Source organism: uncultured Kocuria sp., from assembly GCF_947500125.1.
In the GTDB taxonomy this organism is placed as follows: Bacteria; Actinomycetota; Actinomycetes; order Actinomycetales; family Micrococcaceae; genus Kocuria.
On record NZ_CANMRA010000008.1, the window covers coordinates 18,127 to 43,817 of the forward strand.

A 25,691-nucleotide genomic window follows, 5' to 3' on the forward strand; every position below is an offset into this window, starting at 1 on the left:
GTGAGGCGCGGTGGACGCCGCCTTCCCCTCCAGGATCGTTTGCGTTTGCATAAAGTCGTCGTGTGACAAGGCGCCGATGAGGGGACGGCGGATCCCTCGGTCCGGACCGGTTGTTCACTTAAGCTGATGCCGGGGGGCGACAGCGTCCCGACCGTCTGCACGATCTTCTCGTCGCTGTCCGCGACATCCTGGGGGAAACACCGTCATGCCCCGCGACTCCTCTCGCCGCCCTGCTCCCGCCGCCCTGCGTCACCGCGCCTCCTCGCCGGTGACCGCCCTCACCGCATTCTCGGCCCTCGTGGCCGTCAGCGTGGCCGTCAGCGCGGGCATCGCACCGGAGGCCGGCGACGACCGGAGGACCTCGGCCTTCGGCGCCCCGGCCGCCTCCACGGAGCGGACGGAGCGGCCGGACGGCGGGTGGACCCTGCTCGCGGCCGGACAGGATCAGGACGTCCCTCCGGCCGGGCCGGTGCGGGAGGACCGGACGACCTCGCCCGTGCGGGACGGCGGCGCGGGGACGGGCTCCTGGCGGGCCGGAACGGGGCGCGGCGACGGCGGTCGCGAGTCCGCCTCGACCGTGCGCCCGGGCCGGCAGGCACCGAAGCTCTACCAGGGCGAGCTGCCCGTCAACACCATCATCGCCCCGGCCCGGCCCGGCGCCGTCCTGCCCGGCGGGCAGTTCGGCTGGCGGATCGCCCCCGACCGCGGCGGGCGCGAGTTCCACAACGGCACCGACGTCTCCGCCGCGGCGGGCCTGCCCGTCGTCGCCGCCCTCGACGGCGTGGTGACGGCCGTGTTCTGGGACGTCTGGGGCGGCAACCGGGTGGAGGTCACCCACGCGGACGGGATCAGGACGACCTACAGCCACCTCGAGGACGTCCGGGTGCGGACCGGTGACCGGCTCGCGGCCTCCGAGCAGCTCGGCACGGTCGGCGCCACCGGCGTGCGGGTCACGGGCCCGAACCTGCACTTCGAGACCTGGGTGGACGGACAGGCGGTCGACCCGCAGTCCTTCGACTGGGTCGACGGCATGCGCGTCATTCCCGCCTCCCGCAGCAAGTACTCCCTCGAGGTCCCGGTCCCGGACGCTGTCGGGGGCCCGGCCGCGGAGAAGGCGGAGAAAGCGAAGAAGACGGAGGCTGCGAAGAAGGCGGAGGCTGCGAAGAAGGCCGACGCGACCCGGAAGGCGAAGGCTGTGAAGAAGGCCGAGGCCGCCAAGAAGGCCGACGCGGCCCAGAAGGCGGAGGCCGCGAAGAACCGGGCGACGGCCACGGAGAAGGCGGGGAACGCGAAGAAGGCCGAGGCTGCGAAGAAGGTCGAGGCGGCGAAGAAGCAGGCGGACGCCGCGAAGAGGGCGGAGAACGAGCAGAACGGAACCACCGAGCGGCCCGGACGGCCGGTGGGGGACCCGGCCCCGGTGGTGCCCGCTCCGCCCGCCGCTCCGGTGGTCGTCGACCCTGTCGTCCCGGCGCCGGTCCCGGCCCCGCCGGCCGCGGGGGACCCTGCGCTGCCCCCTGCCGAGCCGGAGCCGGCCCCCGAGCAGCAGCCCGTGCCGGAGCCGCTGCCCGTGCCGATCCCCGACCCGGAGCCGGTGCCGGTGCCCGACCCGGAGCCGGTCCCCGAGCCGGAGCCCGAGCCGGAGCCCGAGCCGGGAGTCTCGCCACGGATTCCGGACGCGGAGCGGGACACCGACGGGGACGGGAGCCTCGACACGGAGGACCCCGACATCGACAACGACGGCACCCCGAACGAGCTGGACGACGACATCGACGGGGACAGGATCCCCAACGACGTCGACCCCGACCTGGACGGGGACGGCCTGCGCAACGAGGACGACCCGGACCGGGACGGGGACGGGATCCCCGACGAGTTGGATGCGGAGCCGAACACCCCGGCGCCGAAGACCGCGACCGCGCCGGAGGCGGCGACCGCGCCGACCGCCGACGCGGCCGCAGCCCCGGCCGACCCGGGGGCAGGCGCCGCCGGGGCGGCTCCGGCGGCCGGAGCGGACGGGGCGGCCCGTCCCTGACGCACTCCACGGAGTTATGCAGGCGTGACGAGGGCTTTCGTCGAGTCCTGAGCCAGGCGGACTAGAATTTGGCCCCGGGCCGACACATTTTCGCGCAGGAGCGGGAGCCATGAGCACCACGGACCACGGTGCGCCGGGCGACGGGACGGCCAGGGCGCTCCAGGAACTCCGGGACCGTCTCACAGGCGGACTGGTCGAGCCGGGAGACCCCGACTACGACAGGGCCCGCCGGGTCTGGAACGGCCTGATCGACGTCCGTCCCCGTGCTGTCGTGCGGGCCGGGGACATCGGCGACATCGACCTCGCCCTGGCCGCGGCGCAGCGCACACGGCTGCCGCTGGCGGTGCGGGGCGGCGGGCACGGCGTGGCAGGACACGGCACGGTCGAAGGCGGCCTGGTGCTGGACCTCGGGCGGCTGCGGGGCGTCGTCGTCGATCCCGCGAACCAGCTCGTGAGCGTGGACCCGGGCACCACCATCGCCGGACTCGACCGTGCCACGGCCCGGCACGGCCTCGCCGTCCCCGGCGGCCTCGTCGGCGTCGCCGGCGTGGCGGGACTCACCCTGGGCGGGGGCATGGGCTGGCTGACCCGCAGCAACGGGCTGACGCTCGACAACCTGGACTCCGCCGACGTCGTGACCGCCGCCGGCGACCACCTGCACGCCAGCGAGGAGGAGAACGCCGGGCTGTTCTGGGGACTGCGCGGCGGCGGGGGCAACCTCGGGGTGGTCTCCTCCTTCACCTTCCGGGCCCGGCGGCTGCCGTCCGCCGTGCTCGCGGGGAACCTCTACTACCGCAGGCCGCACTGGCGGGACGCCCTGACCGTCTTCGCCGAGTGGTCGCACGGTCTGCCGGACGAGATGAACCCGGTCCTCACGTTCGAGATCCCACCGCAGGGGACCGGGATGGGCGACGAGCCGGTGCTGACCGTGGGCTTCAGCTGGGCCTCGGAGGACCACACCGGCGGTCTGGACGTCGTCGACGGACTCCGGGAGGAGGCTCCGCCCGACGCCGAGGAGATGGGGCCGACACCGTGGCTCGCCTGGCAGGGGGCCAGGGACGGCGCCTTCCCCAAGGGCTCGCACGGCCACTGGCGGAACGTGCCCTTCTCCCGGCTGGACGACGAGGTCGTCGACGTCCTCGTCGGGCTGGCCGCCGGGATCACGTGCCGGGGCGCCGGGATCGACGTCCACCACCTCGAGGGCGCCTTCGGCAGGGTGCCCGAGGAGGCCACCGCCTTCCCCAACCGGTCCGCACGGTACTGGCTGACGGTCCACGGCGTCCGCGACGACCCCGCCGACGACGAGCACCTCGCCGCCTTCGTCCGGACCGTGCGCGACGGCATGCAGCCGTTCGCCGAGCACGGGGAGTACGTCAACCTCATGGGCCCGGACACCGAGCTCGGGGGCGACCGGTCCGAGGCGGCCCGCCTCGCCTACGGGCGGGAGAAGCACCAGCGGCTGGCCGTCCTCAAGGACCGCTACGATCCCGGGAACCTCTTCCGGCACAACCTGAACGTCCCGCCCGGCCGGCCCTGAGCGCACCGCGGACCAGGCGGTCCGGTCCCGGGCGCTCGGCGGCCCCGGCCCCGTCATGTCCGGGCGATGTCGGTGACCGCTCTTCCCCGGCCGCGGGCCCGGCACTACGGTCGACAGTCCAGAGACCCCGCACCCCCGGGAGGCGCACCGCATGCCGATCTACGAGTACCGCTGCCCGGAGTGCGGCGACTTCGAGCTCCTGCTGGGCATGGGCGCCGCCACGCGCGAGAGCACCTGCCCCGGCTGCGGGTCCCCGGCGCGGCGGCTGATGAGCGCCCCCGGGCTCTCCCGGACCGGCACCCCTGCGGCGCGGCTGATCGAGCGCACCGAGCGCACCGCGGCCGAGCCCGACGTCGTCGCCGCGCCCCCGCCCGATGCCCGGAGAGCACCCCGGACCACCGGCAACCCCCTGCACCGCAGACTTCCCCGGCCCTGAGAGGCACACCACCGGAGCACCACACCGCAGCACAGCAGCCTAGGAGGCACGTCATGCCGGAGCTCATCTTTCCCCTGGACTCGTCACAGCCGTTCGAGGACCAGCAGCTGGTGGGGCACAACCGGTGGCACCCGGAGATCCCTCCGGTGGCCACCGTGCGCCCCGGGGACACGTTCCGGGTGCACTGCCGGGAGTGGTTCGACGGCGCGATCGTCAACGACGACTCCGCCGAGGACGTCCTCAACGCGCCGCTGACGACCGTGCACAAGCTCTCCGGCCCGTTCGCGGTGCAGGGGGCGAAACCGGGGGACCTGCTCGTCGTCGACATCCTCGACGTCGGCCCCATCCCCCAGGAGGACTCCGGCCCGCTGGCCGGGCAGGGCTGGGGGTACACCGGCGTCTTCGCCCGCTCCAACGGCGGGGGCTTCCTCACCGACCGGTTCCCGGACGCCTACAAGGCGATCTGGGACTTCCGCGGCCAGACGGCCACCTCCCGCCACGTCCCGGAGGTGTCGTTCACGGGCATCGTCCACCCCGGCCTGATGGGCACGGCGCCCTCCGCGGAGCTGCTGGCCCGGTGGAACGCCCGCGAAGGGGCCCTCATCGCCACCGACCCGGACCGGGTCCCGCCCCTGGCGCTGCCGCCCGAGCCCGAGAACGCCCTGCTGGGCGGGGTGCCCGCCGCCGACGCCGAGCGGGTCGCCGCGGAGGCCGCGCGCACCGCCCCGCCCCGGGAGAACGGCGGCAACCAGGACATCAAGAACCTCACCAAGGGCACCCGTGTCTTCTACCCCGTCTTCGTGGACGGGGCGAACTTCTCCGTGGGGGACCTGCACTTCTCCCAGGGCGACGGCGAGATCACGTTCTGCGGCGCCATCGAGATGGGCGGGTTCGTCGACTTCCACGTGGACGTCATCAAGGGCGGCATGGAGACCTACGGGGTCACGGAGAACGCGATCTTCCTGCCGGGCCGGACGGACCCGCAGTACAGCGAGTGGATCTCCTTCTCCGGCACCTCGGTGACCCTCGACGGCGAGCAGCGCTACCTCGACTCGCAGCTGTCCTACCAGCGGGCGTGCCTGCACGCCGTCGACTACCTCACGAAGTTCGGGTACGCGCCCGAGCAGGCGTACCTGCTGCTGGGCGCCGCGCCGATCGAGGGCCGGTTCTCGGGGGTGGTGGACATCCCCAACTCCTGCGCCACGGTGTACCTCCCCACCGCGATCTTCGACTTCGACATCCGGCCCTCCGCGGCCGGTCCGCACCAGGTGGACCCCGGAAGGGGCGCGCCGCACGCGGCCGCGTGAGCTCAGGCGGCCGCGTGCGCGAAGTACAGCTCGACCACGGCGGTGGCCATGTCCTGGCCGCACGCCGCGGTCGGGTAGCCGGAGCCCAGCACCGCGATGTGGTGGGCCGCGCCGCCCGCCGCCGCCCGCCCCACGCTGTGGGTGTCCCATTGCCCACCGGCGTCCGGCAGCCACCCGTTCTTGACGAGGGAGTCCGCCGTCCCGGTCCCGTCCGCGCGCGCTGACCCCACGCCCCACGTCTGGGACGGGTGGCTGGGCCGCATCTGCTCCCGCAGCCAGGCGAGATCCTCTTCGGGCAGCCAGTCCGCCCCGCGGACCACCGTGCCCAGCACGGCCAGCTGGTCGGAGGCCGTGGTCAGGTTGTGGCCCCAGCCGCCGGAGGACCGGGTCGAGGTGACGCCCATGAGGTCGTAGGTCTCGTTGATCTCGCCCTCCATGGCGGCGACCGTGGGCCCGAGCGCGCCGTAGAGGGCGGAGGTGGACTCGTTGCCGCTCTCGTGGACGCTGTCGCGGATCAGCGCGCGCTGCTGCTCCGTGAGCCGGCCGTCCCGCTCGGCGGCCAGGCGCATGGTGGTCAGGGCCAGCGGGACCTTCGAGAGGCTCGCCTCCATGCCGGACAGCTCGGGGCGGTGGGCGAAGACCGTGCGGCCCTCCGTGTCCTGCACCAGCAGACCGATCTCGGCGCCCACCGCCCCGCCCAGCCCGTCCAGCGCGGCGGCCAGGGCCTGCCGGTCGTCCTGCGCCGTCGGCCCGTCCGGGACGGGGAACGACCCGGCGGCCGCCGGACCGCACGAGGCGGGGACGGCGACGGAGGACGTCCCGGCGACCTCGCTGCCCGGGGCGGCGGGGAGCGCCGACGCGGGAACCGGGGCGGAGAGGCCCAGGAGGATCGCGGCGATCCCCAGGGCGCGGGCGGTCCTTCGGTGCTGCGGCTGCGATCGGTTCATGACACCCATGCTCTCGCACGGCGGCGGTTCTGCCGATCCGCGCGGTGTCGCCTCACGTCATGAGACCTCGGTCCGTCCACGACGTCGGCAGGTGCCCTCCGGAGGGGAGCAGCACGAGCTGGGCGGACGGCAGCCGTTCGGCGAGGCAGTGCGCGTGGGCGAGCGGCACGACGTCGTCGTCCTCGGCGTGGACCACCACGATCTCGAGGTCCGCGAGCTTCCGGCCCACGGTGGGGGGCAGGGCGAAGCCCTGCCCGTTCCGGTCCGGGTGCTCCGGGCACCAGCACGGGGCCGCCACGGTCACGACGCGCTGCAGCAGGGTGGGGATCCGGTTGCAGAGGAAGCGCAGGGCCTCGGACCCGCCGAGGGAGTGGCCCACGATCACCCAGGGCTCGTCCGGGATGGCGCGGACGGCCCGGCCGATCGCCTCCTGCCACTGCTCCGGGTCGGGGTCCTCAGGGCTCGGGAGGTCGGGGGCGACGAGGTCGGCGTCAGGCCACTTCCGCCGCACGGCCTCGAGCACCGGGTTGTCGCCGGCGCCGGGCTGGAGCCCGGCGCCGTGCAGGAAGAGGATGCGCTGGACCATGGGTCACCTCGGGGGACGGGGGAGGTGACGGCGGACGCCGCCTCCACCAGAGTCCCCGCCGCCGCGGCGGGGTGTCAAGAGCGGGGGGCGGCTCCTGCTCCCGGTCCCACGAGGCCCAGGCCCGGCCCCTCGAGCCGGTCGAGCGCCGCGGTCCGCCCGGTCAGCAGCAGGAGCAGCGCCCCCATGGTCCCGCGGATTTCGGGGCCGCCGCCGACGCGCCAGCCGATGTCGGTCGCGGTGAGCGTCACCCCGTGCGGCCTCCGGCGCGCCCAGAACGGGAACGGCATGGACCACACCCGGTCGGCGGCCGTGCGGGCGGCCTCCGGGGGCATGGCGTGGTGGCGGCCCAGGGGCAGGGCGATGTCCTGGGTGTGGACGAGGACGTCGAGCAGCGGATCCCGGATGCCCGTGCCCGGGGGATGGTGCCTCGACCCGTCCAGGCGGCGGTAGTCCGCGACGATCTGCTCGACCGGCCGGCGCCCGCGGCGCCGGGCGTCCAGGTACACGGCACGGTTGTAGTCGCCCCGGCCGTGCCACAGGGCCGTGACGAGATCGACGAGCCCGAACTGGGGCGAGGCGATGACGTGGGCCGCCACGTCCCGCACCGCCCATCCCGGGCACAGGCTGGGGTGGTCCCACTCCTCGGGGCCGAGCGTCTCGAGCAGGTCCGCGAGCGCGGACCGTTCCCGGTGAACGGCGTCCCAGATGGCGTCGCGGTCCATGGTAATCTCCCCCTAATGGTCAGGTTTACTGACTAAATTTTCCAGCGGGAGCCGCTGCGGTGTCAAGGGGTGGGAATGCACGAGGACGAGAGGACGAACACCGGGCTGCTGCTGTACTACCCGTACCGGGACATGGAGACCCGGGTGCTCGAGGCCCTGCACGCCGCCGGCTTCGCGGACCTCTCTCCCGCCCAGGCGCGGATCTTCCAGCGCATCGGTCCGGACGGCACCCGCACGGTGCAGCTGGCGGAGCAGGCCCGGGTCACCAAGCAGACGGCCAGCCTGCTCGTGCAGGCCATGGAGGAGGAGGGGTACGTGGAGCGGCGCCCCGATCCCGCCGACGCCCGGGCGCGGCTCGTGACCGTCGCCGAGCGCGGCCGGGCCGCCCAGGCGGTGGCGGCCGGCGTGGTCGCCGAGGTCGAGGAGCAGTGGCGGCGGAGGCTCGGGGCACGGCGCTATGCCGCGCTGCGCCGGGCGCTCGCCGAGCTGCACGAGGAGGGGCCTGCCGCCCCGACCGCCTGACGCGCGGGCCGGCCCGCCACGGGCAGCCGGGCCGATCCGGCAGGGTCCGGGGAACCGTGCGGTCCCGTGGCCCCCGGGCTCGTGGCGGTCTGGGGGCCCGCAGCGGTCGCCCGGTGGCGCGCAGCCGCCGGCACGCCACAATGGGAGCATGACCGACGCCGCTGCCGCCCCGGAGGACCCCCGCACCTGCCGCGCCTACTGGACCGTGGAGCCCGGCCGGGGGGAGCTGCGCACCGCGGAGCTGCCCGTCCCGGGCCCGGAGGACGTCCTGGTGCGGGCGCTGCGCTCCGGGATCAGCCGCGGCACCGAGTCGCTCGTCCACCGCGGTCTCGTCCCGGCGCGCGTGCACGAGCGGATGCGCGCCCCCTTCCAGGAGGGGGACTTCCCGGGGCCGGTGAAGTACGGCTACCTGTCCGTGGGCGTCGTGGAGCAGGGACCGGAGGACCTGGTGGGCCGTCGGGTCTTCGGTCTCCACCCCCACCAGGACCGCTACGTGCTCCCCGCCTCCGCCGTGACCCCCGTGCCCGACGACGTGCCCTCCGACCGCGCGGTGCTCGCCGGCTCGGTGGAGACGGCCGTCAACGCCCTGTGGGAGGCCGCGCCCCGCTTCGGGGACCGCGTGGCCGTGGTCGGCGCCGGGATGATCGGCGCGTGCGCGGCCGCGCTGCTGGCCCGCTTCCCGCTCGCCCGGCTGCAGCTTGTGGACCCGCAGCCGTCCCGCGGGGAGCTCGCGGCACGGCTCGGCGTGGAGCACGTGCGGCCGGAGGACGCCGCGGGGGAGTGCGACGTCGTCGTGCACGCCTCCTCCACCGCCGCCGGACTGGCACGGGGGCTCGAGCTGCTCGGCGACGAGGGCGAGCTGATCGAGCTGTCCTGGTACGGCGACGAGGACCCGGCCGTCCCGCTCGGTGCGGACTTCCACGCCCGCCGCCTGCAGATCCGCGCCAGCCAGGTGGGCGCCGTCGCCCCCGCCCGCCGCGCCCGCCGCACCACCTCCGACCGGCTCGCCACCGCCCTGGACGCCCTGCGGGACCCCCGCTTCGACGCCCTGCTCTCCGGGACCTCCCCCTTCGAGGACCTGCCCGCCACCATGGCGCGGCTCGCCGGAGGCGCACCGGACGTGCTCTGCCACGTGGTGCGCTACGACTGACCCCACCCCGCCGACCCGAGGAGCCCCGTGTTCACCCTGACCGTCCGAGACCACATGATGATCGCCCACAGCCTGCCGGACCCCTTCTTCGGCCCCGCCCAGAACCTGCACGGAGCCACCTACGAGGTGGAGACCACGTGGTCCCGGCCGGTCCTCGACGAGCACGGGGTGGTCATGGACATCGGCGTGGCCGGCGACCTGCTCACGGGCGTCCTCGACGGGCTGCGCTACCGCAACCTCGACGAGCACCCGGACCTCGCGGGCCGGCTGACCACTACGGAGGTCCTCGCCCAGTACGTGGCCGAGCGGCTCGCGGCGGGCGCGGCGTCCGTCGAGGGCCTCGAGCGGCTGACCGTGACCCTGCGGGAGAACCCCGACGCCTGGGCCTCCTACACCCTCGAGCTGCCTGTGCTGAGCGAGCGCGGCGGGCCCGCCCCCGCCCGGTGAGCGAGGTGCGGGCGGGCATCGACGTGGTGGTGCCCGACGACGGCGGACGGCCCACCGGCGGCTCGCTCTACGACCGCCGGCTCGTGGCGGCGCTGGACGCCCTGGGGCGCCCGGCCCGCCTGGTGCCGGTGGCGGGCGACTGGCCCGCTCCGGACGGCGCCGCCCGGGCGCGGCTGCGGCGGGCGCTGGGCGCACCGGCCCCCGGGCGGGCGGTCGTCCTCGACGGCCTCGTGGGGTGCGCGGCCCCGGAGACCGTCGACGACGCCGTGCGCTCCGGGGTGCCCGTGCACCTGCTCGTGCACCTGCCCCTGCCCGCCGAGACCGGGCTGGACCCCGCGATCGCGAGGGAGCTCGCCCGGCGGGAGGCCGCAGCCCTCGCCGCCGCCACCGGCGTGCTGACGACCAGCGCCTGGGCGGCCCGCGACGTCTGCCGCCGCTACGGCACCGCGGACGCCGCCGTGGCGGAGCCGGGAGCCGAGCGCCGGCCGGTGGCCGCGGGGTCGAGCCCGCCGCGGCTGCTCTGCCTCGCGTCCCTGACCCCGCGCAAGAACCAACGGCTCCTGCTGCGGGCCCTCGCGCCGCTGGCCGGGCTCGACTGGACCCTCGACCTCGTGGGTCCCGAGGGCGACCCCCGCCACGTCCACGGGCTGCGCGCGGCGGTCCGGGAGCTCCCCGACCCGGGACGCGTGCGCTGCCCCGGTCCCCTCGAGGGGGCCGCGCTGGCCCGGCAGTGGGCGCGCACGGACCTGCTGCTGCTGCCCTCCACGGCCGAGACCTACGGCATGGTCGTCACCGAGGCGCTCGCCCACGGCGTGCCCGCGGTGGTCGCGGCCGGCACCGGCGCGGTCGAGGCCCTCGACGGCACGCCGGGACCCCGGGGCGCGGACGGCGCCGGCGCTCCGGGCGCCGGGAGCCGGGCCGGTGCCGCGCTGGACCCCGCCGACCCGTCCGCCTGGACCGAGGTGCTGCGCGACTGGCTGACCGACCCCGCCCTGCGCGGGCAGTGGCGGGCCGCGGCGCTGGCCCGCCGCGAACGACTGCGCGGCTGGGAGGACACCGCCCGCGACGTCCTCGCGGCGATCGGCGGGCCCCTCGAGCTGCCGGACCGCCCCGAGCACGGCGCCGACCACGACCTCGATCACGACGCCCGCGATCACGACCACGGCAGCGGCCCCGATCCCGATCCCGACACCGACCCCGACCGAACCAGGAGACCGACATGATGCAGCACTCCGTCCCCGACCGGCCCGTCGCCGGTGACTGGCTGGCCCTGCGCGAGCCCGCCGACGCCGCGGCCCGTGAGCACTCCCTGCCGCTGATCGACCGGCTCGTGCGGCACTGGGAGGAGCGGCCGCCGGCCGGGGTCCCCGGCTCCTCGGCCGCCGAACCCGTCGTCGTCGTGGACCTCGGCGCCGGAACGGGCGCGAACCGGGCCTGGCTGGCCCGGCACCTCCCCGGCCCCCAGCGCTGGATCCTGCTCGACCACGACCGCGAGCTGCTCGACCAGGCCGTGGCCGCCGCCCGGGCGGAGGGGGCCGACGTCGTGCCCGTCCTCGCCGGCGTCGAGGAGCTCGGCCGGGTCCTCTCCGAGCACCCGGCGGCCCGCCGGCTCGTGACGTGCTCCGCGCTGCTCGACCTGCTGACCCGGCAGCAGATCCGGGAGCTGGCCCGTGTGCTCGCCGAGGAGGGCGTCCCCGCGCTCTTCGCTCTGACCGTCGACGGCGAGGTCCTGCTCGACCCGCCGCACCACCTGGACCCCTCCGTGCTGGGGGCCTTCGAGGACCACCAGCACCGCGGTGAGCTCGCCGGCACCGACGCCGTGCGGCTGGCCGCGGAGGCCCTGCGGGAGCACGGCACGGCCGTGGACGTGACGCCCACCCCCTGGTGGATCGCCGACCAGGCGTGGGCCCGGCCCCTCCTGGAGCGGTTCCTCGCCGACCGGGCGGACGCCGCCGTGGAGCACCGCCCGGACCTCACGGCCGAGGCCCACGCCTGGTTGCGGACCCGGCTGGTGGACTGCGCCCGCGGCCGGCTGCGGGCCACGGTGGGACACGCGGACCTGCTCGGCCTGCCGCCCGTCGGCTGAGGCCTCGTCAGCTGCGGCCCCGGGCGCTCCGCTCCAGCCACAGGACGTCGCGGCCGAAGGACACCAGCAGCAGGACCAGCGCGATGACGGTGGCGGTGACGGCCAGCGGCAGAGGGATCAGGGGGACCAGCGCGCCGAGCAGGACACCGCCCTGGATCCCCGCCACCACCCGCCGGTACGAGGAGAAGGGCAGCTCGCGGCGCCACGCGGGACGCGCCCGCAGGCCCAGCAGGAAGAGGTAGCGCAGGGCGCCGATCACCACCACCCACCACGCCTCTGGCAGCCCGATCCGGGCGGCGACCGCCACCGAGAGGAAGAGCAGCAGCACGGCGTCGACCTCCTGGTCGAACCGTGCCCCGGCGCGCGTGGCGGTGCCGGTGCGGCGGGCCACCCACCCGTCGATCCCGTCGAGCAGCCAGGCGGGCAGCGCGACGGCGAACACGGCCCAGCACCAGGCGTCGGCGGGCCGGCCCGCGTCCTGCCCCAGCACGGGGGCCAGCCCCACGGGCAGGAGCGCGGCGGTCAGGGCGACGAGCACGGAGCGGCCCACGGTGACCCGGTCGGCGGGGCCGTAGGGCTCGCCGTGGCGGCGCACGGTGCTGCGCACCACCGTGCCGAGCACGGCGAGACCCAGCAGGCCGGAGCTCACCAGCACGGGGAGCGCCGCGTCCGCCAGGAGGAGGAGCGCCGCGAGGGCTCCGCCCAGCACCACGAAGGCGAGCAGACCGTCCCGGCGCGCCGAGGGTCGGGGGCCGGTGGAGCGGGCCAGGGGCATGCGGTCGCCTTCCGCGTCGGGGGTCTTCATCCTGGGCGGGACCGGCCCGCCGCGTCAATCCGGGTGACGGCCGGCGGTGGCTAGACTGCGCCCATGCCCGCCGAGACCCCGCCAGCCCCCAGCGAGCGGCGGCCCGTTCTCCGCGTGCTGCTCGCCGCCGGGCAGGCGGCGGCCGGGATCGTGCTGCTCGCCCTGCTGTTCCGCGTGCTCGGCACGGACGCGGTGCGCAGCGCCGTCGGCATCCTGACTCCCGCCACCGTGGCGCTCGCCCTGGGCGCCGGGCTCGTGGCCACCGCGGCCCAGGCCCAGCGCTGGCGGCTCGTGGCCCGCAGCCGGGGCATGCCGATCGGCTTCCGGGAGGCCCTGGGCGAGTGCCTGGCGTCCGGGCTGGTGAACCTGCTGCTGCCCGGCGGCGTGACCGGGGACGCGGTGCGGGTGCTGCGCCGCCGCCGGCGCGGCGACAGCTGGCCCGGCGCCGGCGGCTCCGTGCTGGGCGAACGGCTGGCGGGGACGTCCGTGCTGCTCGCGGCGGGGGTCGTCCCGGCCCTGGCGGTCGGCGGCTGGCTCGCCTCCGCCCTCGGCCTCGGGGCGCTCGCCGTGGGGGCCGTCGCCTGGCGCTCCACGAGCGGCGCCCCGGCGCGGGACCGGGCCGGGGTGTGGGCGCTGTCCGTGCTCGCCTGGGCCTGCTACCAGGGACTCTTCCTGCTGGCCGCCGTGCGCACCGCGCCGCAGGAGACCCTGGCGAACCTGTGGGGGACCACCGTGCTGGGTCTCGCCGGGATGTCGGTCCCCGTCGGGGTGGGCGGCTGGGGCCCGCGCGAGGGGATCACCACCCTGGCCGCCATGGCCCACGGACTGCCCCCGGAGACGGGGTTCGCGATCTCAATCGGCTACGGGCTGCTCGCCCTGATCTCCGCGCTGCCGGGGGCCGTGGTGCTCGTGCAGTGGCTGCGCCCGGTGCGCCTGGACGCGCACCGCCCGTGACCGGCATCGGGGGCGCCGCCGGAGAACCGAGGGGCCGACCGGTCCCGTGACGTTCAGGCGGCGAGCACCCGGAGCAGGTCGGCGGCGACGCCGACGGCGATGACCGCCGGGGCCTTGCCCGGGATGCCGGGGAGCCCGATGGGGCAGGTGATGCGCTCGAGCGCGGCGTCGCCGTGCCCCTCCTCCCGCAGCCGCACCCGGAACCGGGACCACTTGGCCGAGGAACCGATCAGCCCCACGGAGCCGAGGTCGTCCCGGCGCAGCGCGGCGTCGCAGAGCACGAAGTCCTCCGCGTGGTCGTGGCTCATGATCAGCACGTGCGCCCCGGCCGGCAGCGCGGCGAGCACGTTCTCCGGGACGGGGCTGTGGTGGACGTGGACCTGCGCGGTCCCGTCGGTGACGTCGGCCAGCCGGGCAGGATCCAGCTGCCCCTCCCGGCTGTCCACCAGGTGCAGGTGCAGGGGCAGCCGGGAGAGCACCCGGGCGAGCTCGTGGCCCACGTGCCCCACGCCGAACACGGCGACGGACGGCCGGGCGCGCTGGGGCTCGAGCAGGACGCCGACCACGCCCCCGCAGCACTGCCGCCCGTGCTCCACGGCGGCGTGCTCGTTGAGCGAGAAGGTCATCGTCTCCGGGACGCTCGCCCCGGACACCAGCATCGCCCGTGCCCGCTCGACGACGGTCGCCTCGAGGTTGCCGCCGCCCACGGTGTCCCACGAGGCCGTCTCGGCCACGACCATCTTGGCCCCTGCCTCCCGGGGGGCGTGCCCGCGCACCTCCGTGACGGTGGCGAGCACCCCCGGCGCGCCCGCCGCGCGCAGGTGCTGCAGCGCGTCCAGCCAGTCCACGTCAGTGCGCCGCCGAGGTGGCCGGTGCCGGAGCCTGCTCCGTGTCGGCGGCCAGGACCCGGCGCCCCTCCTGGAGCGCCCAGAACACCGCCTCCGGGGTGGCCGGGCTGGCGAGCTCGACGCTCCGGCGGCCGGGGCCGAAGGCGGCCGCCGCCTCCCGCAGCGCCTCGCGCACGCTGAAGGCCAGCATGAGGGGCGGTTCCCCCACGGCCTTGGACCCGTAGACGACGCCGCTCTCGGTGGCCTGCTCGAAGAGGTGCACGTTGAACTCCTCGGGCATCTCCGAGAAGCTCGGCAGCTTGTAGGTGCTTGCCGCCTGCGTGGCCAGCCGCCCTCGGTGCGGGCCGTCGGAGACGTCCCAGCGCAGCTCCTCGAGCGTGAGCCAGCCGGCCCCCTGCACGAAGCCGCCCTCGATCTGCCCGACGTCGATCAGCGGGGAGAGGCTGTCGCCGACGTCGTGGATGATGTCGGTGCGCAGCAACCGGTAGGCGCCGGTGAACCCGTCGACTTCCACCTCGGAGACGGAGGCGCCGTAGGAGAAGTACTTGAACGGCTCGCCCTGCATCCGGGCGCCGTCCCAGTGCAGCCCCTCGGTCCGGTAGTACCCGGCGGCCCACAGCGAGATCCGCTGGAAGTAGGCGTCGTGGGCGAGCTCGGCGAAGGACATCTGCCGGTCGTGGAAGCCGATCCCGGTCACCGTGCCGTCGACGAACCGGACGTCGTCGGGGTGGATGTCGAACTTGCGGGCGGCGACCTCGGCCAGTCGGTCGCGGATCTGCTCGCAGGCGTTCTTCACGGCCCCGCCGTTGAGGTCCGCCCCGGAGCTGGCGGCCGTGGCGGAGGTGTTGGGCACCTTGTCCGTGCGGGTGGGCGCGAGCCGGACGGTCTCCAGGGGCACGCCCAGGGCCGTGGCCGCGACCTGGCGCATCTTGGTGTGCAGCCCCTGCCCCATCTCGGTGCCGCCGTGGTTGATGAGAACGGACCCGTCCTTGTAGACGTGCACGAGGGCGCCGGCCTGGTTGAAGGCCGTGAGGTTGAACGAGATGCCGAACTTCACCGGGGTGACCGCCAGCGCCCGCTTGGTGTCGGGATGGGCGGCGTTGAAGGCCGCGATCTCCTCGCGGCGGCGCTCGACCTCGGCCCGGTCGAGCAGCTGCGTCCAGATGGTGCGCAGCCGCTCGGCGTGCCGGACGGGCTGGCCGTAGGGCGTGGTCTGGCCGGGGACGTAGAGGTTGCGGTGGCGCAGCTCCGTGGGGTCCACCCCGAGCAGCGGGGCGCAGCGGCCCATGACCTCCTCGATCACCAGCATGCCCTGGGGCCCGCCGAAGCCGCGGAACGCGGTCTGGGAGGTCTTGTGGGTCCGCGCGATCCGGCCGTGGACCTGCACGTGCGGGATCCAGTAGGCGTTGTCGATGTGGCACAGCGTGCGCTGCAGCACGGGCTCGGAGAGGTCCAGGCTCCACCCGCCGTCGCTGGTGACAGTGGCCTCGAGGGCCTGCAGGCGACCGCTCTCGTCGAAGCCGGCCTCCCACCGGGCGTGGTAGGGGTGGCGCTTGCCGGACAGGGTGATGTCCTGGGTGCGGTTGAGCCGCACCCGGACCGGCCGCCCGGTGAGGACGGACCCGAGGGCGGCAACGGCGGCGTAGCCGTGCGGCTGCATCTCCTTGCCGCCGAACCCGCCGCCCATCCGCAGGCACTGCACGGTGACCTCGTGGCTGTGCAGGCCGAGGACGTGGGCGACGATCTCCTGGGTCTCGGTGGGGTGCTGGGTGCTGCAGTGCACCAGGACCTGCTCGCCCTCGTCGACGTAGGCGAAAGAGGCGTGGGTCTCGAGGTAGAAGTGCTCCTGGCCGCCGAACTCGAACTCACCGCTGAAGCGGTGGGCCGCGGTGGCCAGCGCGGTGCTGGTGTCCCCGCGGCTGACGGTGGGCTGAGCGCCCTGGAAGCTGCCGGCCTCGATCGCCTCGGCCACGGTGACCAGCGACGGCAGCGGCTCGTAGTCGACCTCGACGGCTGCGGCGCCCAGGCGGGCGGCCTCCTGGGTCTCGCCCAGCACCCAGCACACCGCGTGCCCGTGGAACATGACCTCGGTGGGGAACAGCGGCTCGTCGTGCTTGGTGCCGGCGTCGTTGACCCCGGGCACGTCCGCCGCGGTGAGGACCCGGACCACGCCGGGGACCGCCAGGGCCGGGGCCGTGCGCAGGTCCTGCACGAGGGCGTGGGCGTGCGCGGCCTGCACCGGCCAGGCGTGCAGCACGTCCTGGTGGCGCACGATCAGGTCGTCGGTGTACAGGGCCGTGCCCGTGACGTGCAGGGCGGCGTTCTCGTGCGCGACGGGCACGCCCACCACGGGATTGACGGGGCGGTCGGCGAGGGACGTCATCGGGACACCTCCATGTCGGGGGCGAGCGCGTTCTGCGCCCAGAACTTGAGCAGGGCCTGCTCGAGCATGGCCGAGCGGTAGCGGGCGCTGGCTCGGTGGTCGTCGATCGGCGTGCCCTCCCCGGCCAGCGCGGCCGCCGCAGCGAGGACCGTGTCACGGTTCCACGGCGCACCGCTGAGGATGCGTTCCGGGGCATGCGCGCGGATCGGGGTGGCCGCCACCCCGCCCAGTCCGATCCGCGCGGAGGTGACCGTGCCGGCCTCCACGTGCACGGCGATGCCGACGGCCACGCTCGAGATGTCGTCGAAGCGCCGCTTGGCGATCTTGTGGAACGCGCTGTACCGGGCCGGTGGCAGCGGGATCCGCACGGCGCGGATGATCTCCCCGGGGCGGCGGACGCTCTGCCGGTACCCGGTGTAGTACTCGTCCAGGGGGACCTCGCGCTCGCCCCCGGCGGAGGCCAGCACCACGGACGCGCCCAGAGCCAGCAGCGCCGGGGCGGAGTCCCCGATGGGCGAGCCGGTTCCGAGGTTGCCGCCGAACGTCGCGGCGTTGCGGATCAGGCGGGAGGCGAACTGGGGGAAGACCTGGTCCAGCAGCGGCACCCGCCCGGCGAGGCCGCGCTCGACCTCGGACAGGCTCAGGGCCGCCCCGATCTCGACACGCTCCTGCCCCACCTCGAGCGTGCGCAGCTGCTCGAGCCGGTCCACCGCCAGGGTCAGCGGCGGACGGGCGTGCTGGATGTTGACGCCCACGCCCGCGTCCGTGGAACCAGCGACCAGCTGGGCGTCCGGGGTGTCCTCCAGGTGCTCGAAGAGCTCCTCCAGGGAACCGGGACGGACGAACTGTGCGCCGCCGGCCGCCACCCGGGTGGGCGGGGCCGGCTGCGCGGGCCGGTCCTGGCGCCGCAGCAGCGGGTCGGCCTCGGCAGGGGTGCCCAGCGCGTAGGCGGCGTCGCGGATGGGGCGGTAGCCGGTGCAGCGGCAGAGGTTGCCGCTGAGGGCGTGCAGGTCGAAACCGTTGGGCCCGCACTCGTGGTCGGCCGCGTGCTCCTCGCCGACGACCTCGGTGCCGGTCTGGGCCCCGGCGGCCGCCTCGGTGGCCGCGCCGGGGGCCTCGCGCTCGGGACGGTAGTACTCGGCGGCCATGGAGCAGACGAAGCCGGGGGTGCAGTACCCGCACTGGGAGCCTCCCCGGAAAGCCATCTCCTGCTGGACGGGGTGCAGCGCCGCCGGCGTGCCGGTGCCGCCCGCGGTGCCGAGGCCCTCTGCGGTGACGACCTCTTGACCGTCGAAGGCGGCGGCGGGGGGCAGGCAGGCGTTGACGGAGGTCCACCGGCTGCGTCCCTCGCCGTCCGGCCGGGCCACCAGCACCGCGCAGGCACCGCACTCGCCCTCGGCGCAGCCCTCCTTGGCGCCGGTCAGGCCCTCGCCCCGCAGCCAGTCCAGCAGCCGGGTGTGCGGGCCGACCTCGGCACCGTCCCGGGCCCGACCGTTGACCGTCACTCGGATGTCGCTCATACCTGCTGCTCCTCGGTGCATGCCACTGGCCGCGACCTGGAGTCAGGTGGTTCCCCGGGGTACCGGGAGCTCTCTGGCGGCGGACCAGCGCGATTCGTCGTTGCTCGCCCGGTAGATAGTCCGCTCGAGGACCCGCCGTAGGCTGAGTCACACCATAACCACGCCGTGACGGGGCCGCAAGAGGCCGGTCGCCACCACCGGGTCAGGGTGGATCTGGAAGAATTCTTCCACAATGTGTTGTAGGTCACGTGGATCTCCTCTAGGTTGGCCTCAGCCAAAGGCGGGCCCCGATCGACCGGGGCTATCTACCGGGCATGATCTGACAGCCGGGCGGGCCCGCCGACGGACAAGCCGTTTCTCGGGTTCCCCCACGATCCGTGAGGACCTGAGCATCATGTCGACCATCCACGAAACCACTCCGCGCACCCAGGTCCACCTGGAACGTGCCGTCGAGCTCGCGGCGGAGAACGCCGCCGGCGACGGCGGGCCGTTCGGCGCCGTCGTCGTGACCGCGGACGGGCGGGAGTTCCCCGCCGTCAACCGCGTGACGGCGGACCACGACCCCACGGCGCACGCGGAGGTCATGGCCATCCGCAGCGCCTGCCGCGAGCTGGGGACCTTCGACCTCAGCGGCGCCGTGCTCTACACCAGCTGCGAACCGTGCCCGCTGTGCCTCTCGGCCTCGCTGTGGGCCCGGCTGGACGCGGTGTACTTCGCCGCCGACCGGCACGACGCCGCGGCCGGCGGATTCGACGACGCCGAGTTCTACGAGTTCTTCGCCCGGAGCGCGCAGGAGCGGGACCGGGCCCTTCCGGTCCGCCACGTCGCCCTCGCCACGCGCACGGAACCGTTCGAGGCCTGGGCCGGCAACGCCCAGCGCACCGCGTACTGATCCGAGCACCCCGCCGCCCCGGTCGGCTCCTACCGGGACCACCAGATCTGGACACTTCACGGGAGACCCGCCGGCAACGGACGGCCCGGGAAAAACAGAGGATCGCCGGACCTTGCGCAGCAGAGCCGACGCCTGCGCGCTGAAGGAGGCTCCTTCCATGTCATCGACCACACCTGACCGTCCGACCGACGCCCGCGCGGCGGACGCCCGCACGACCCCGGCCCGCACGAGCCGCCGTGGGCGCCCGGCGCCCGCGCCCGGACCGGAGGACGAGCGGCTGCCGCTAGGACGCACCACCGCCTACGGCTTCCAGCACGTCCTCACCATGTACGGCGCCATCGTGGCCGTCCCCCTCATCATCGGGCAGGCCGCCGGGCTCTCCGGCGAGGAGATCGCCCTCCTCATCAGCTCCTGCCTGCTCATGGGCGGGGTCGCCACCGTCCTGCAGAGCTTCGGGGCGCCCTTCCTCGGCTCCAGGCTGCCGCTCGTGCAGGGGGTGTCCTTCGCCGGGGTCGCCCCCATGCTCGCGATCCTGGCCGGGGGCAACGACCTGACCACCATCTTCGGGGCCGTGCTCGTCTCCTCGGTGGTGGGCTTCCTGCTCGCCGGCGCGTTCTCCCGCGTCCTGCGGCTGTTCCCACCCGTGGTCACCGGAACGGTGATCACGGTCATCGGCATCTCCCTGCTGCCGGTCGCGATCTCCTGGGCCGCCGGCGCCGGGGACGGAGGCGCCGCCGACCCCCGCAGCCTCGCGCTCGCGGGGATCACCCTGCTCATCGTGCTGGTGCTGTCCAAGGTGGGCGTCGGAATGATCTCCCGCCTGTCCATCCTGCTCTCCTTCGTCCTCGGCACGGTGATCGCCCACGCGATGGGGATGGTGGACTTCTCCGGTGTGGGCGAGGGGGGCATCGTCACCTTCCCGACGCCCCTGGCCTTCGGACCCCCGACCTTCGAGGTCGCCTCGATCATCTCGATGCTCATCGTGGTGCTCGTGACGATGACCGAGACCACGGCGGACATCCTCGCGGTGGGCGAGATCACGGGGGCCAAGGTCGACTCGAAGCGCGTGGCCAACGGCCTGCGGGCGGACATGCTCTCCTCCGCGGGGGCGCCGCTGCTCAACTCGTTCACCCAGACGGCCTTCGCCGCCAACGTGGGCCTCGTCGCGGTGACGGGCGTCCGCAGCCGCTTCGTGGTCACGGCCGCCGGCGTCATCATGGTGGGGCTGGGGCTGTTCCCCGTCATCGGCGAGGTCGTCGCGGCCATTCCCACCCCGGTGCTGGGCGGTGCGTCGATCGTGCTCTTCGGCACGGTGGCCTCGTCCGGGGTCCGCACGCTGGCCAAGGTGAACTTCAACAACTCGATGAACCTCGTCATCGTGGCGGTCGCCTTCGCCTTCGGCCTCATCCCCGTGGCCGCACCACAGTTCTACGCCGGATTCCCGTCCTGGACCCAGACCATCCTCGGTTCGGGGATCAGCGCCGCGGCGCTCGTGGCCATCGCCCTCAACCTGCTGTTCAACGAGCTGACCGCCGGCAACTCCCGGCACCAATCCGTCATGGCGGCGGCTCCGGTGCGGGTCGTCCGGGCGGACACCCTGGCGCACCTGCGGGAGGGCGACCGGATCCAGGACGGTGCCGTGGTGGACAGCGACGGAGCCGAGGTGGCGGTCGTGGCGGAGCACCACTTCGACGACGTCCGGAAGATGATCGACGACGGGGAGATCACGCACACGGGGCAGATCCGGACGGTCCTCGCCGCCAAGGACGCGACGGCCTGAGCGCCCGCACCCCACCTGCGAGGCCTCGACCAGGGGCGTTCCCCGCCTCCGCCCGGCACACCGCCGGGCGGAGGCGGGGAACGCCCTGCGACGGTGTCCGGGCCGGCCCGATCAGCTTGCTGCCACCGGGCCGCGGCGCCCCGCCCGGGCCCGGTCCGCGAGCGCCGCGCCCGGCGGGGCCGGGAGCTTCAGGCGTTCACCAGGCGGCGGGCCGCCGCGGAGTGCTCGGCGGTGAGCGCCTCCACGTCCAGACCGGCGATCGCACCGTCCTCCACGAGCCAGCGCCCGCCCACCATCACCCGGTCCGCGCGCTCCGCGCCGCACAGCAGCAGCGCGGAGAGCGGGTCGTGGGCGCCGGAGAAGCGCAGCCCGTCCAGCCGGAACATCGCGAGGTCCGCCTGGGCGCCCGGGCGCAGCACACCGAGGTCCGGGCGCCCGAGCAGGCGCGCGGAGCCGCGCGTCGCCCAGCCGAGGGCCCGCTCCGGGGTCACGGCCTCCGCCCCGTAGCGCAGCCGCTGCACGTACAGGGCCTGCCGGACCTCCTGCACCAGGTTGGAGGCGTCGTTGGAGGCGGACCCGTCCACCCCGAGCCCCACGGGGGCTCCCGCCGCCTCGAGCTCCACGGCCCGGCAGATCCCGGAGGCCAGGCGCATGTTGGACGTGGGGCAGTGGGCCACGCCCACCCCGGCCGCGCCCAGGCGGACCACCTCGGCGTCGTCGAAGTGGATGCCGTGGGCCAGCCACGTCCGGTCGGTGAGCCAGCCCGTGGACTCGAGGTAGTCGACCGTCCGCAGCCCGAAGCGCTCCCGGCAGAAGTCCTCCTCGTCGATGGTCTCGGCGAGGTGGGTGTGCAGCCGCACGTCCAGCTCGCCGGCCAGCACGGCGGTGTCCCGCATGATCTCCCGCGTCACCGAGAACGGTGAGCACGGGGCCAGGGCGATCTGGGTCCGGGCGCCGTCGCCGCGCTCGTGGTAGGTCCCCACCAGGCGTGCGCTGTCGGCGAGGATCGTCTCCGCCTCCTGCACCGTCTGCTGCGGGGGCAGCCCGCCGTCGCGCTCGCCCAGGCTCATGGACCCCCGGGAGAGGACGGCCCGCATGCCGAGGCTCCGGGCGGCCTCGACCTGCACGTCGATCGAGTGCTCCATGCCGCCGGGGAACAGGTAGTGGTGGTCGGCCGCCGTGGTGCAGCCCGAGAGCAGCAGCTCCGCCATCGCCACCGTGGTCGCGAGCTGCAGGTCGTGGGGGCGCAGGCGGGCCCACACGGGGTAAAGGTCCCGCAGCCACGGGAACAGGGGGACGCTGACCACGGGCGCCCAGGCGCGCGTGAGCGTCTGGTAGAAGTGGTGGTGCGTGTTGATCAGCCCGGGCACCACCACGTGCTCCCGGGCGTCGAGGACCGCGCACGGAACGGTCGGGACTCCGCCGGCCGGGACCAGCTCCACCACGGTGCCGGAGTCGGTGTCCACCACGACACCGCCGGCCGTGTCCGCGGAGGCGTCCTCGCCGGTGTACAGGGCCAGGGGCTCGCGCAGCCACAGCAGGTGGGAGCCGGGGTTCGAGGTGTGGGGACGCACAGGGTTCTCCGATCGGTCGCAGGTCTCGTCACCGGCGCCGTGCGCCTCGTGTGCTCCGAGGGCGGCACGCGGCGCCGCCAGCTCAGTGAGGTCCTGTCTGCTGATCCAGGAGACCGCTCCCGCGGTCCCGGTGACCGTAGCACCGGCGGATGTTCGCCTTCAACCGTCCGGGCCCCGACGACGACGGGCCCGTCCGGCGTCCGGTCAGTTCTCCCCGCGCCGGAGGAGCCGGCCGCGCGGTGTCTCGAAGTCCACGGCGGTGCCCCGCACGAAGGTCCTGCGCACTCTTCCGGACAGCGCCTTGCCCTGGTACGGGGTGATGGGGTTCTTGTGGTGCAGCTTCCCGGCGTCCACGACGAAGGCGTCGTCGGGTGCGAAGACCACCAGATCGGCGTCATAGCCCAGGGACAGCCTGCCCTTGGAGCGGAGGCCGGCCCGCTGGGCGGGCCTCGTCGACATCCACTCCACGACGCGGCCCAGGTCTACTCCGCGGCGACGGGCCTCGGTCCAGATCAGGGACAGACCCAGCTGCAACGAGGAGACCCCGCCCCAGGCCACCCCGAAGTCCCCGTTGTCGAGATCCTTGAGGTCCAGGGTCGAGGGGGAGTGGTCGGAGACGATGAAGTCGATGGTGCCGTCGATCAGGCCCTCCCACAGCAGCTCGCGGTTGCCGACCTCCCGCACGGGCGGGCAGCACTTGAAGGCGGTGGCGCCGTTGGGCACCTCCTCGGCGAGCAGGGTGAGGTAGTGCGGGCAGGTCTCCACCGTGATGTCCAGGCCGTCCGCCTTCGCCGTCGCGATCATCGGCAGGGCGTCCGAGGAGGACAGGTGCAGGATGTGGGAGCGGGCGCCGGTCCAGCGGGTGCGCTCGATGACCTCGGCGATCGCCAGGTTCTCGGCCCCCCGCGGGCGGGACTTCAAGAAGTTCTCGTAGACGTCCCCCTCAGGGTGCGGGGCACGGTCAATGGCGCGGGAGTCCTCGGCGTGCACGATCATCAGCGAGTCGAACGTCTTGATCTCGGCCAGGTCCTCCTCCATCTCGTCGGCCTCGAGATGCGGGAACTCGTCCACGCCGGAGTGCAGCAGGAAGCACTTGAAGCCGAAGACGCCGTCGTCGTGCAGCTCGCGCAGGTGGGGCTTGTTGCCGGGGATGGCCCCGCCCCAGAAGCCGACGTCCACGAAGACGTTGTTCTGGGCGAAGAGGCGCTTGTACTCGAGGGCCGGCACGTTGACGGTCGCCGGGACCGAGTTGAGCGGCATGTCCAGGACAGTGGTGACGCCCCCGGCGGCGGCGGCGCGGGTCGCGGAGGCGAAACCCTCCCACTCGGTGCGGCCGGGCTCGTTGATGTGCACGTGGGTGTCCACCAGACCCGGCAGGAGGTGCTCGTCCTCGGCCAGCTCCACGACCTCGCGGCCGACCAGTCCGGCGCCGAGGGGCTCGATGGCCACGATCCTGCCGTTGCGCACGCCGACCTCGCGCGGAGCGAAGTGGTCCCCGCACGAGACGTTCTGCCCCCGCACCACGAGGTCGAACTCGCGGTGGTCCCCCGCGAAGGCGCCGTCGTCGTCCGCCCCCAGGTGGGGGGCGTCGGCGCCATCGGCAGGGATTCCGTGCTCCCGCTTGTAGTCGGCGATGAGGCGGCGGACGCGCTCGGGGTCGTTGACGTCTTCGCTCACCTCCCGCTGGTGCGCCTGCTCGGCCTCGAAGGCGCTCCGGGCGGCGGCCGGCTTGGTGGCCGCGCGTGCGGAATCCTCCCGGGCGATCGCCGCGGGGTCCCCGCTCGTCCGCTGCGGGCGCCCGGCGGCGTCCGCGGTGCCGTCCGCCCGCTCCTCGCCCTCCGCCGACAATTCCTGGGGGGCCGGCTGACGCCCCTCTTCGTCGGTCTGCTTCTTGCCCCGGCCGGGAGTCCCCGGCTGCTGCGGCGTCTTCTTCTCCGTCATCGACGTTCCTTCTCGTCATCGGCGTCCGCACGGGGCGCCGGGTCGGTCAGTTGGGCTGGGCCCCAGCGAGCAGGCTGGGCAGATCACGCGCGAGCCGGGCGCCCACCTGCTCGAGCAGCCTGCCGGCCTCGCGCATGCAGACCCGTGGGTCCGGTTCGAGGTCGGTGAGGGCAAAGGTGCGCACGAAACCTGCGGCCAGGCGGGTCTCCTCGTCCAGGGTGGTGCGGCCGCACACGGCCACCACCGGCACGCCGGCGGCGTGCGCCGTGGCGGCGACCCCCATGGGGGTCTTCCCGCCGAGCGACTGCTCGTCGAGGCTGCCCTCCCCGGTGACCACGAGGTCGGTGCCCGCCATCCGGTCGGCGAGGCCGACGAACTCCAGGACCACGTCGATGCCCGGGCGGCGCTGGGCCCCGAGCACGGCGAGGGCCGCGTAGCCCACGCCGCCGGCGGCCCCGGCGCCGGGCGACCCGGCCGCGGTCGCGGCGTCCGGGCCCAGGGCGTCCGCCAGCCGGTCCCGGAAGACCGTCAGCGCGGCATCGAGGGATGCGACGAGCTCCGGGTCGGCCCCCTTCTGCGGGCCGAACACGGCCGCCGCGCCGTTGGCCCCCGTGAGGGGGTTGTCCACGTCCGCGGCCAGGACGAACTGCGCCTCCCGCACCCGGGGATCCAGTCCGGTGAGGTCGACCCGGGCCAGCCGGGCGAGCTCGGTGCCTCCGCGGCCCAGCTCGGCGCCCTCGTCGTCCAGCAGGCGGGCGCCGAGGCTCTGGAGCAGCCCCGCGCCGCCGTCGGTGCAGGCGCTGCCGCCCACCCCCAGGACGATCCGGGTGGCTCCGGCGTCGAGAGCGGCGCGGATCAGCTCCCCGGTGCCGCGGCTGGTGGCGCCCCCGGCGTCGAGCACGGGGGCGCCGTCCTCGTCCACCGGGAGGGCGGCCAGTCCCGAGGCCAGGGCCATCTCCACCACCGCGGTCCGGTCGAGCAGGGCGAACCCCGCCTCGACGGCGTTCCCGACGGGACCGGTCACGGTGGTGGAGCAGGCGGTGAACCCGGCGCCGACGGCGGCGTCGAGCGTGCCCTCGCCGCCGTCGGCCACCGGGACGGCCACGACCGTGGCGGACGGCTCCACGGACCGGATGCCCGCCGCGAGGTGCTCCACCACGTCGGTGGCTTCCAGCGAGCCCTTGAACTTGTCCGGGGCGACGACGATGCGCACGGGCCGTTCCTC

The 25,691-nt window shown here is 74.8% G+C and carries 22 protein-coding genes; 12 read left to right on the forward strand and 10 right to left on the reverse strand.

The features are described 5' to 3' along the window. The first annotated feature begins 205 nt into the window (after positions 1–205). The 4 genes from Q0817_RS07290 (at position 206) to fmdA (ending at position 5,309) form a co-directional block, all read left to right on the forward strand. Positions 206–2,029, forward strand: coding sequence for a M23 family metallopeptidase (locus Q0817_RS07290; protein WP_298585499.1), 1,824 nt, complete (start codon positions 206–208; stop codon positions 2,027–2,029). A 109-nt stretch (positions 2,030–2,138) separates the two neighbouring features. Continuing rightward, the gene (locus tag Q0817_RS07295) at positions 2,139–3,566 is read left to right on the forward strand and encodes an FAD-binding oxidoreductase (protein WP_298585500.1); all 1,428 of its coding nucleotides are present in this window, start codon (positions 2,139–2,141) and stop codon (positions 3,564–3,566) included. Between the two features lie 151 nt (positions 3,567–3,717). Beyond that, positions 3,718–4,002, forward strand: a complete 285-nt coding sequence (locus Q0817_RS07300; protein WP_298585501.1) for a zinc ribbon domain-containing protein — start codon at positions 3,718–3,720, stop codon at positions 4,000–4,002. 53 nt (positions 4,003–4,055) lie between these two features. Continuing rightward, entirely contained in the window at positions 4,056–5,309 is a 1,254-nt protein-coding gene (gene fmdA, locus Q0817_RS07305) for a formamidase (protein WP_298585502.1), read from the forward strand. Between the two features lie 2 nt (positions 5,310–5,311). Here the strand turns inward: fmdA and Q0817_RS07310 are convergent, their stop codons facing one another. The 3 genes from Q0817_RS07310 to Q0817_RS07320 all read right to left on the reverse strand — a co-directional run bounded on the left by Q0817_RS07310 (position 5,312) and on the right by Q0817_RS07320 (position 7,564). Continuing rightward, entirely contained in the window at positions 5,312–6,256 is a 945-nt protein-coding gene (locus tag Q0817_RS07310) for a hypothetical protein (RefSeq protein WP_298585503.1), read from the reverse strand. Positions 6,257–6,308: 52 nt separating this feature from the next. Then, positions 6,309–6,842 (reverse strand): alpha/beta fold hydrolase, encoded by a 534-nt coding sequence (locus Q0817_RS07315; RefSeq protein ID WP_298585504.1) that lies wholly within the window; start codon positions 6,840–6,842, stop codon positions 6,309–6,311. Positions 6,843–6,916: 74 nt separating this feature from the next. After that, on the reverse strand, positions 6,917–7,564 hold the full coding sequence (locus Q0817_RS07320; RefSeq protein WP_298585505.1) for a maleylpyruvate isomerase family mycothiol-dependent enzyme: 648 nt from the start codon (positions 7,562–7,564) through the stop codon (positions 6,917–6,919). A 75-nt stretch (positions 7,565–7,639) separates the two neighbouring features. Between Q0817_RS07320 and Q0817_RS07325 the strand changes: the two genes are divergently transcribed. From Q0817_RS07325 to Q0817_RS07345, 5 genes are all read left to right on the forward strand, one after another. Further along, positions 7,640–8,086: a MarR family winged helix-turn-helix transcriptional regulator gene (locus tag Q0817_RS07325; protein WP_298585506.1), complete on the forward strand. Its 447-nt coding sequence runs from the start codon at positions 7,640–7,642 to the stop codon at positions 8,084–8,086. Between the two features lie 148 nt (positions 8,087–8,234). Further along, positions 8,235–9,236 carry a zinc-binding alcohol dehydrogenase gene (locus tag Q0817_RS07330; protein WP_298585507.1) on the forward strand — a complete coding sequence of 334 codons (1,002 nt, stop codon included), beginning with the start codon at positions 8,235–8,237 and terminating at the stop codon, positions 9,234–9,236. A gap of 27 nt (positions 9,237–9,263) precedes the next feature. Further along, a complete protein-coding gene (locus Q0817_RS07335) occupies positions 9,264–9,683 on the forward strand; it encodes a 6-carboxytetrahydropterin synthase (protein ID WP_298585508.1) in 420 nt (139 codons plus the stop codon). Beyond that, the gene (locus tag Q0817_RS07340) at positions 9,680–10,906 is read left to right on the forward strand and encodes a glycosyltransferase family 4 protein (protein WP_298585509.1); all 1,227 of its coding nucleotides are present in this window, start codon (positions 9,680–9,682) and stop codon (positions 10,904–10,906) included. The genes Q0817_RS07335 and Q0817_RS07340 overlap by 4 nt, the downstream gene beginning before the upstream one ends. Beyond that, positions 10,903–11,769 (forward strand): class I SAM-dependent methyltransferase, encoded by an 867-nt coding sequence (locus tag Q0817_RS07345; RefSeq protein ID WP_298585510.1) that lies wholly within the window; start codon positions 10,903–10,905, stop codon positions 11,767–11,769. The genes Q0817_RS07340 and Q0817_RS07345 overlap by 4 nt, the downstream gene beginning before the upstream one ends. A gap of 7 nt (positions 11,770–11,776) precedes the next feature. Here Q0817_RS07345 and Q0817_RS07350 read toward each other — a convergent pair whose 3' ends face one another. After that, a complete protein-coding gene (locus tag Q0817_RS07350) occupies positions 11,777–12,544 on the reverse strand; it encodes a CDP-alcohol phosphatidyltransferase family protein (RefSeq protein WP_298585511.1) in 768 nt (255 codons plus the stop codon). Between the two features lie 93 nt (positions 12,545–12,637). Here Q0817_RS07350 and Q0817_RS07355 point away from each other — a divergent pair, with 93 nt between their 5' ends. Further along, positions 12,638–13,528, forward strand: coding sequence for a lysylphosphatidylglycerol synthase transmembrane domain-containing protein (locus Q0817_RS07355; RefSeq protein ID WP_298585512.1), 891 nt, complete (start codon positions 12,638–12,640; stop codon positions 13,526–13,528). A 53-nt stretch (positions 13,529–13,581) separates the two neighbouring features. On the opposite strand, the gene xdhC is transcribed toward Q0817_RS07355, so the two are convergent. From xdhC to Q0817_RS07370, 3 genes are read right to left on the reverse strand one after another with little or no spacing between them, the layout of a single operon-like run. After that, complete coding sequence (gene xdhC / locus Q0817_RS07360; RefSeq protein ID WP_298585513.1) at positions 13,582–14,376, reverse strand: xanthine dehydrogenase accessory protein XdhC; 795 nt, start codon at positions 14,374–14,376, stop codon at positions 13,582–13,584. Between the two features lies 1 nt (position 14,377). Further along, entirely contained in the window at positions 14,378–16,759 is a 2,382-nt protein-coding gene (xdhB, locus tag Q0817_RS07365; RefSeq protein WP_298585514.1) for a xanthine dehydrogenase molybdopterin binding subunit, read from the reverse strand. Further along, positions 16,756–18,279 carry a xanthine dehydrogenase small subunit gene (locus Q0817_RS07370; RefSeq protein WP_298585515.1) on the reverse strand — a complete coding sequence of 508 codons (1,524 nt, stop codon included), beginning with the start codon at positions 18,277–18,279 and terminating at the stop codon, positions 16,756–16,758. Before Q0817_RS07370 ends, xdhB begins: the two co-directional genes overlap by 4 nt. A 394-nt stretch (positions 18,280–18,673) precedes the next feature. Between Q0817_RS07370 and Q0817_RS07375 the strand changes: the two genes are divergently transcribed. Further along, complete coding sequence (locus Q0817_RS07375) at positions 18,674–19,171, forward strand: nucleoside deaminase (protein WP_058873127.1); 498 nt, start codon at positions 18,674–18,676, stop codon at positions 19,169–19,171. A 157-nt stretch (positions 19,172–19,328) separates the two neighbouring features. Beyond that, positions 19,329–20,951, forward strand: a complete 1,623-nt coding sequence (locus tag Q0817_RS07380; RefSeq protein WP_298585516.1) for a nucleobase:cation symporter-2 family protein — start codon at positions 19,329–19,331, stop codon at positions 20,949–20,951. Positions 20,952–21,139: 188 nt separating this feature from the next. Here the strand turns inward: Q0817_RS07380 and Q0817_RS07385 are convergent, their stop codons facing one another. From Q0817_RS07385 to Q0817_RS07395, 3 genes are all read right to left on the reverse strand, one after another. Next, positions 21,140–22,525, reverse strand: a complete 1,386-nt coding sequence (locus tag Q0817_RS07385) for an 8-oxoguanine deaminase (RefSeq protein ID WP_298585517.1) — start codon at positions 22,523–22,525, stop codon at positions 21,140–21,142. Between the two features lie 204 nt (positions 22,526–22,729). Then, positions 22,730–24,049 carry an allantoinase AllB gene (gene allB, locus Q0817_RS07390; protein WP_298585601.1) on the reverse strand — a complete coding sequence of 440 codons (1,320 nt, stop codon included), beginning with the start codon at positions 24,047–24,049 and terminating at the stop codon, positions 22,730–22,732. A 463-nt stretch (positions 24,050–24,512) separates the two neighbouring features. Continuing rightward, complete coding sequence (locus tag Q0817_RS07395; RefSeq protein WP_298585518.1) at positions 24,513–25,679, reverse strand: glycerate kinase; 1,167 nt, start codon at positions 25,677–25,679, stop codon at positions 24,513–24,515. Positions 25,680–25,691 lie beyond the last annotated feature (12 nt).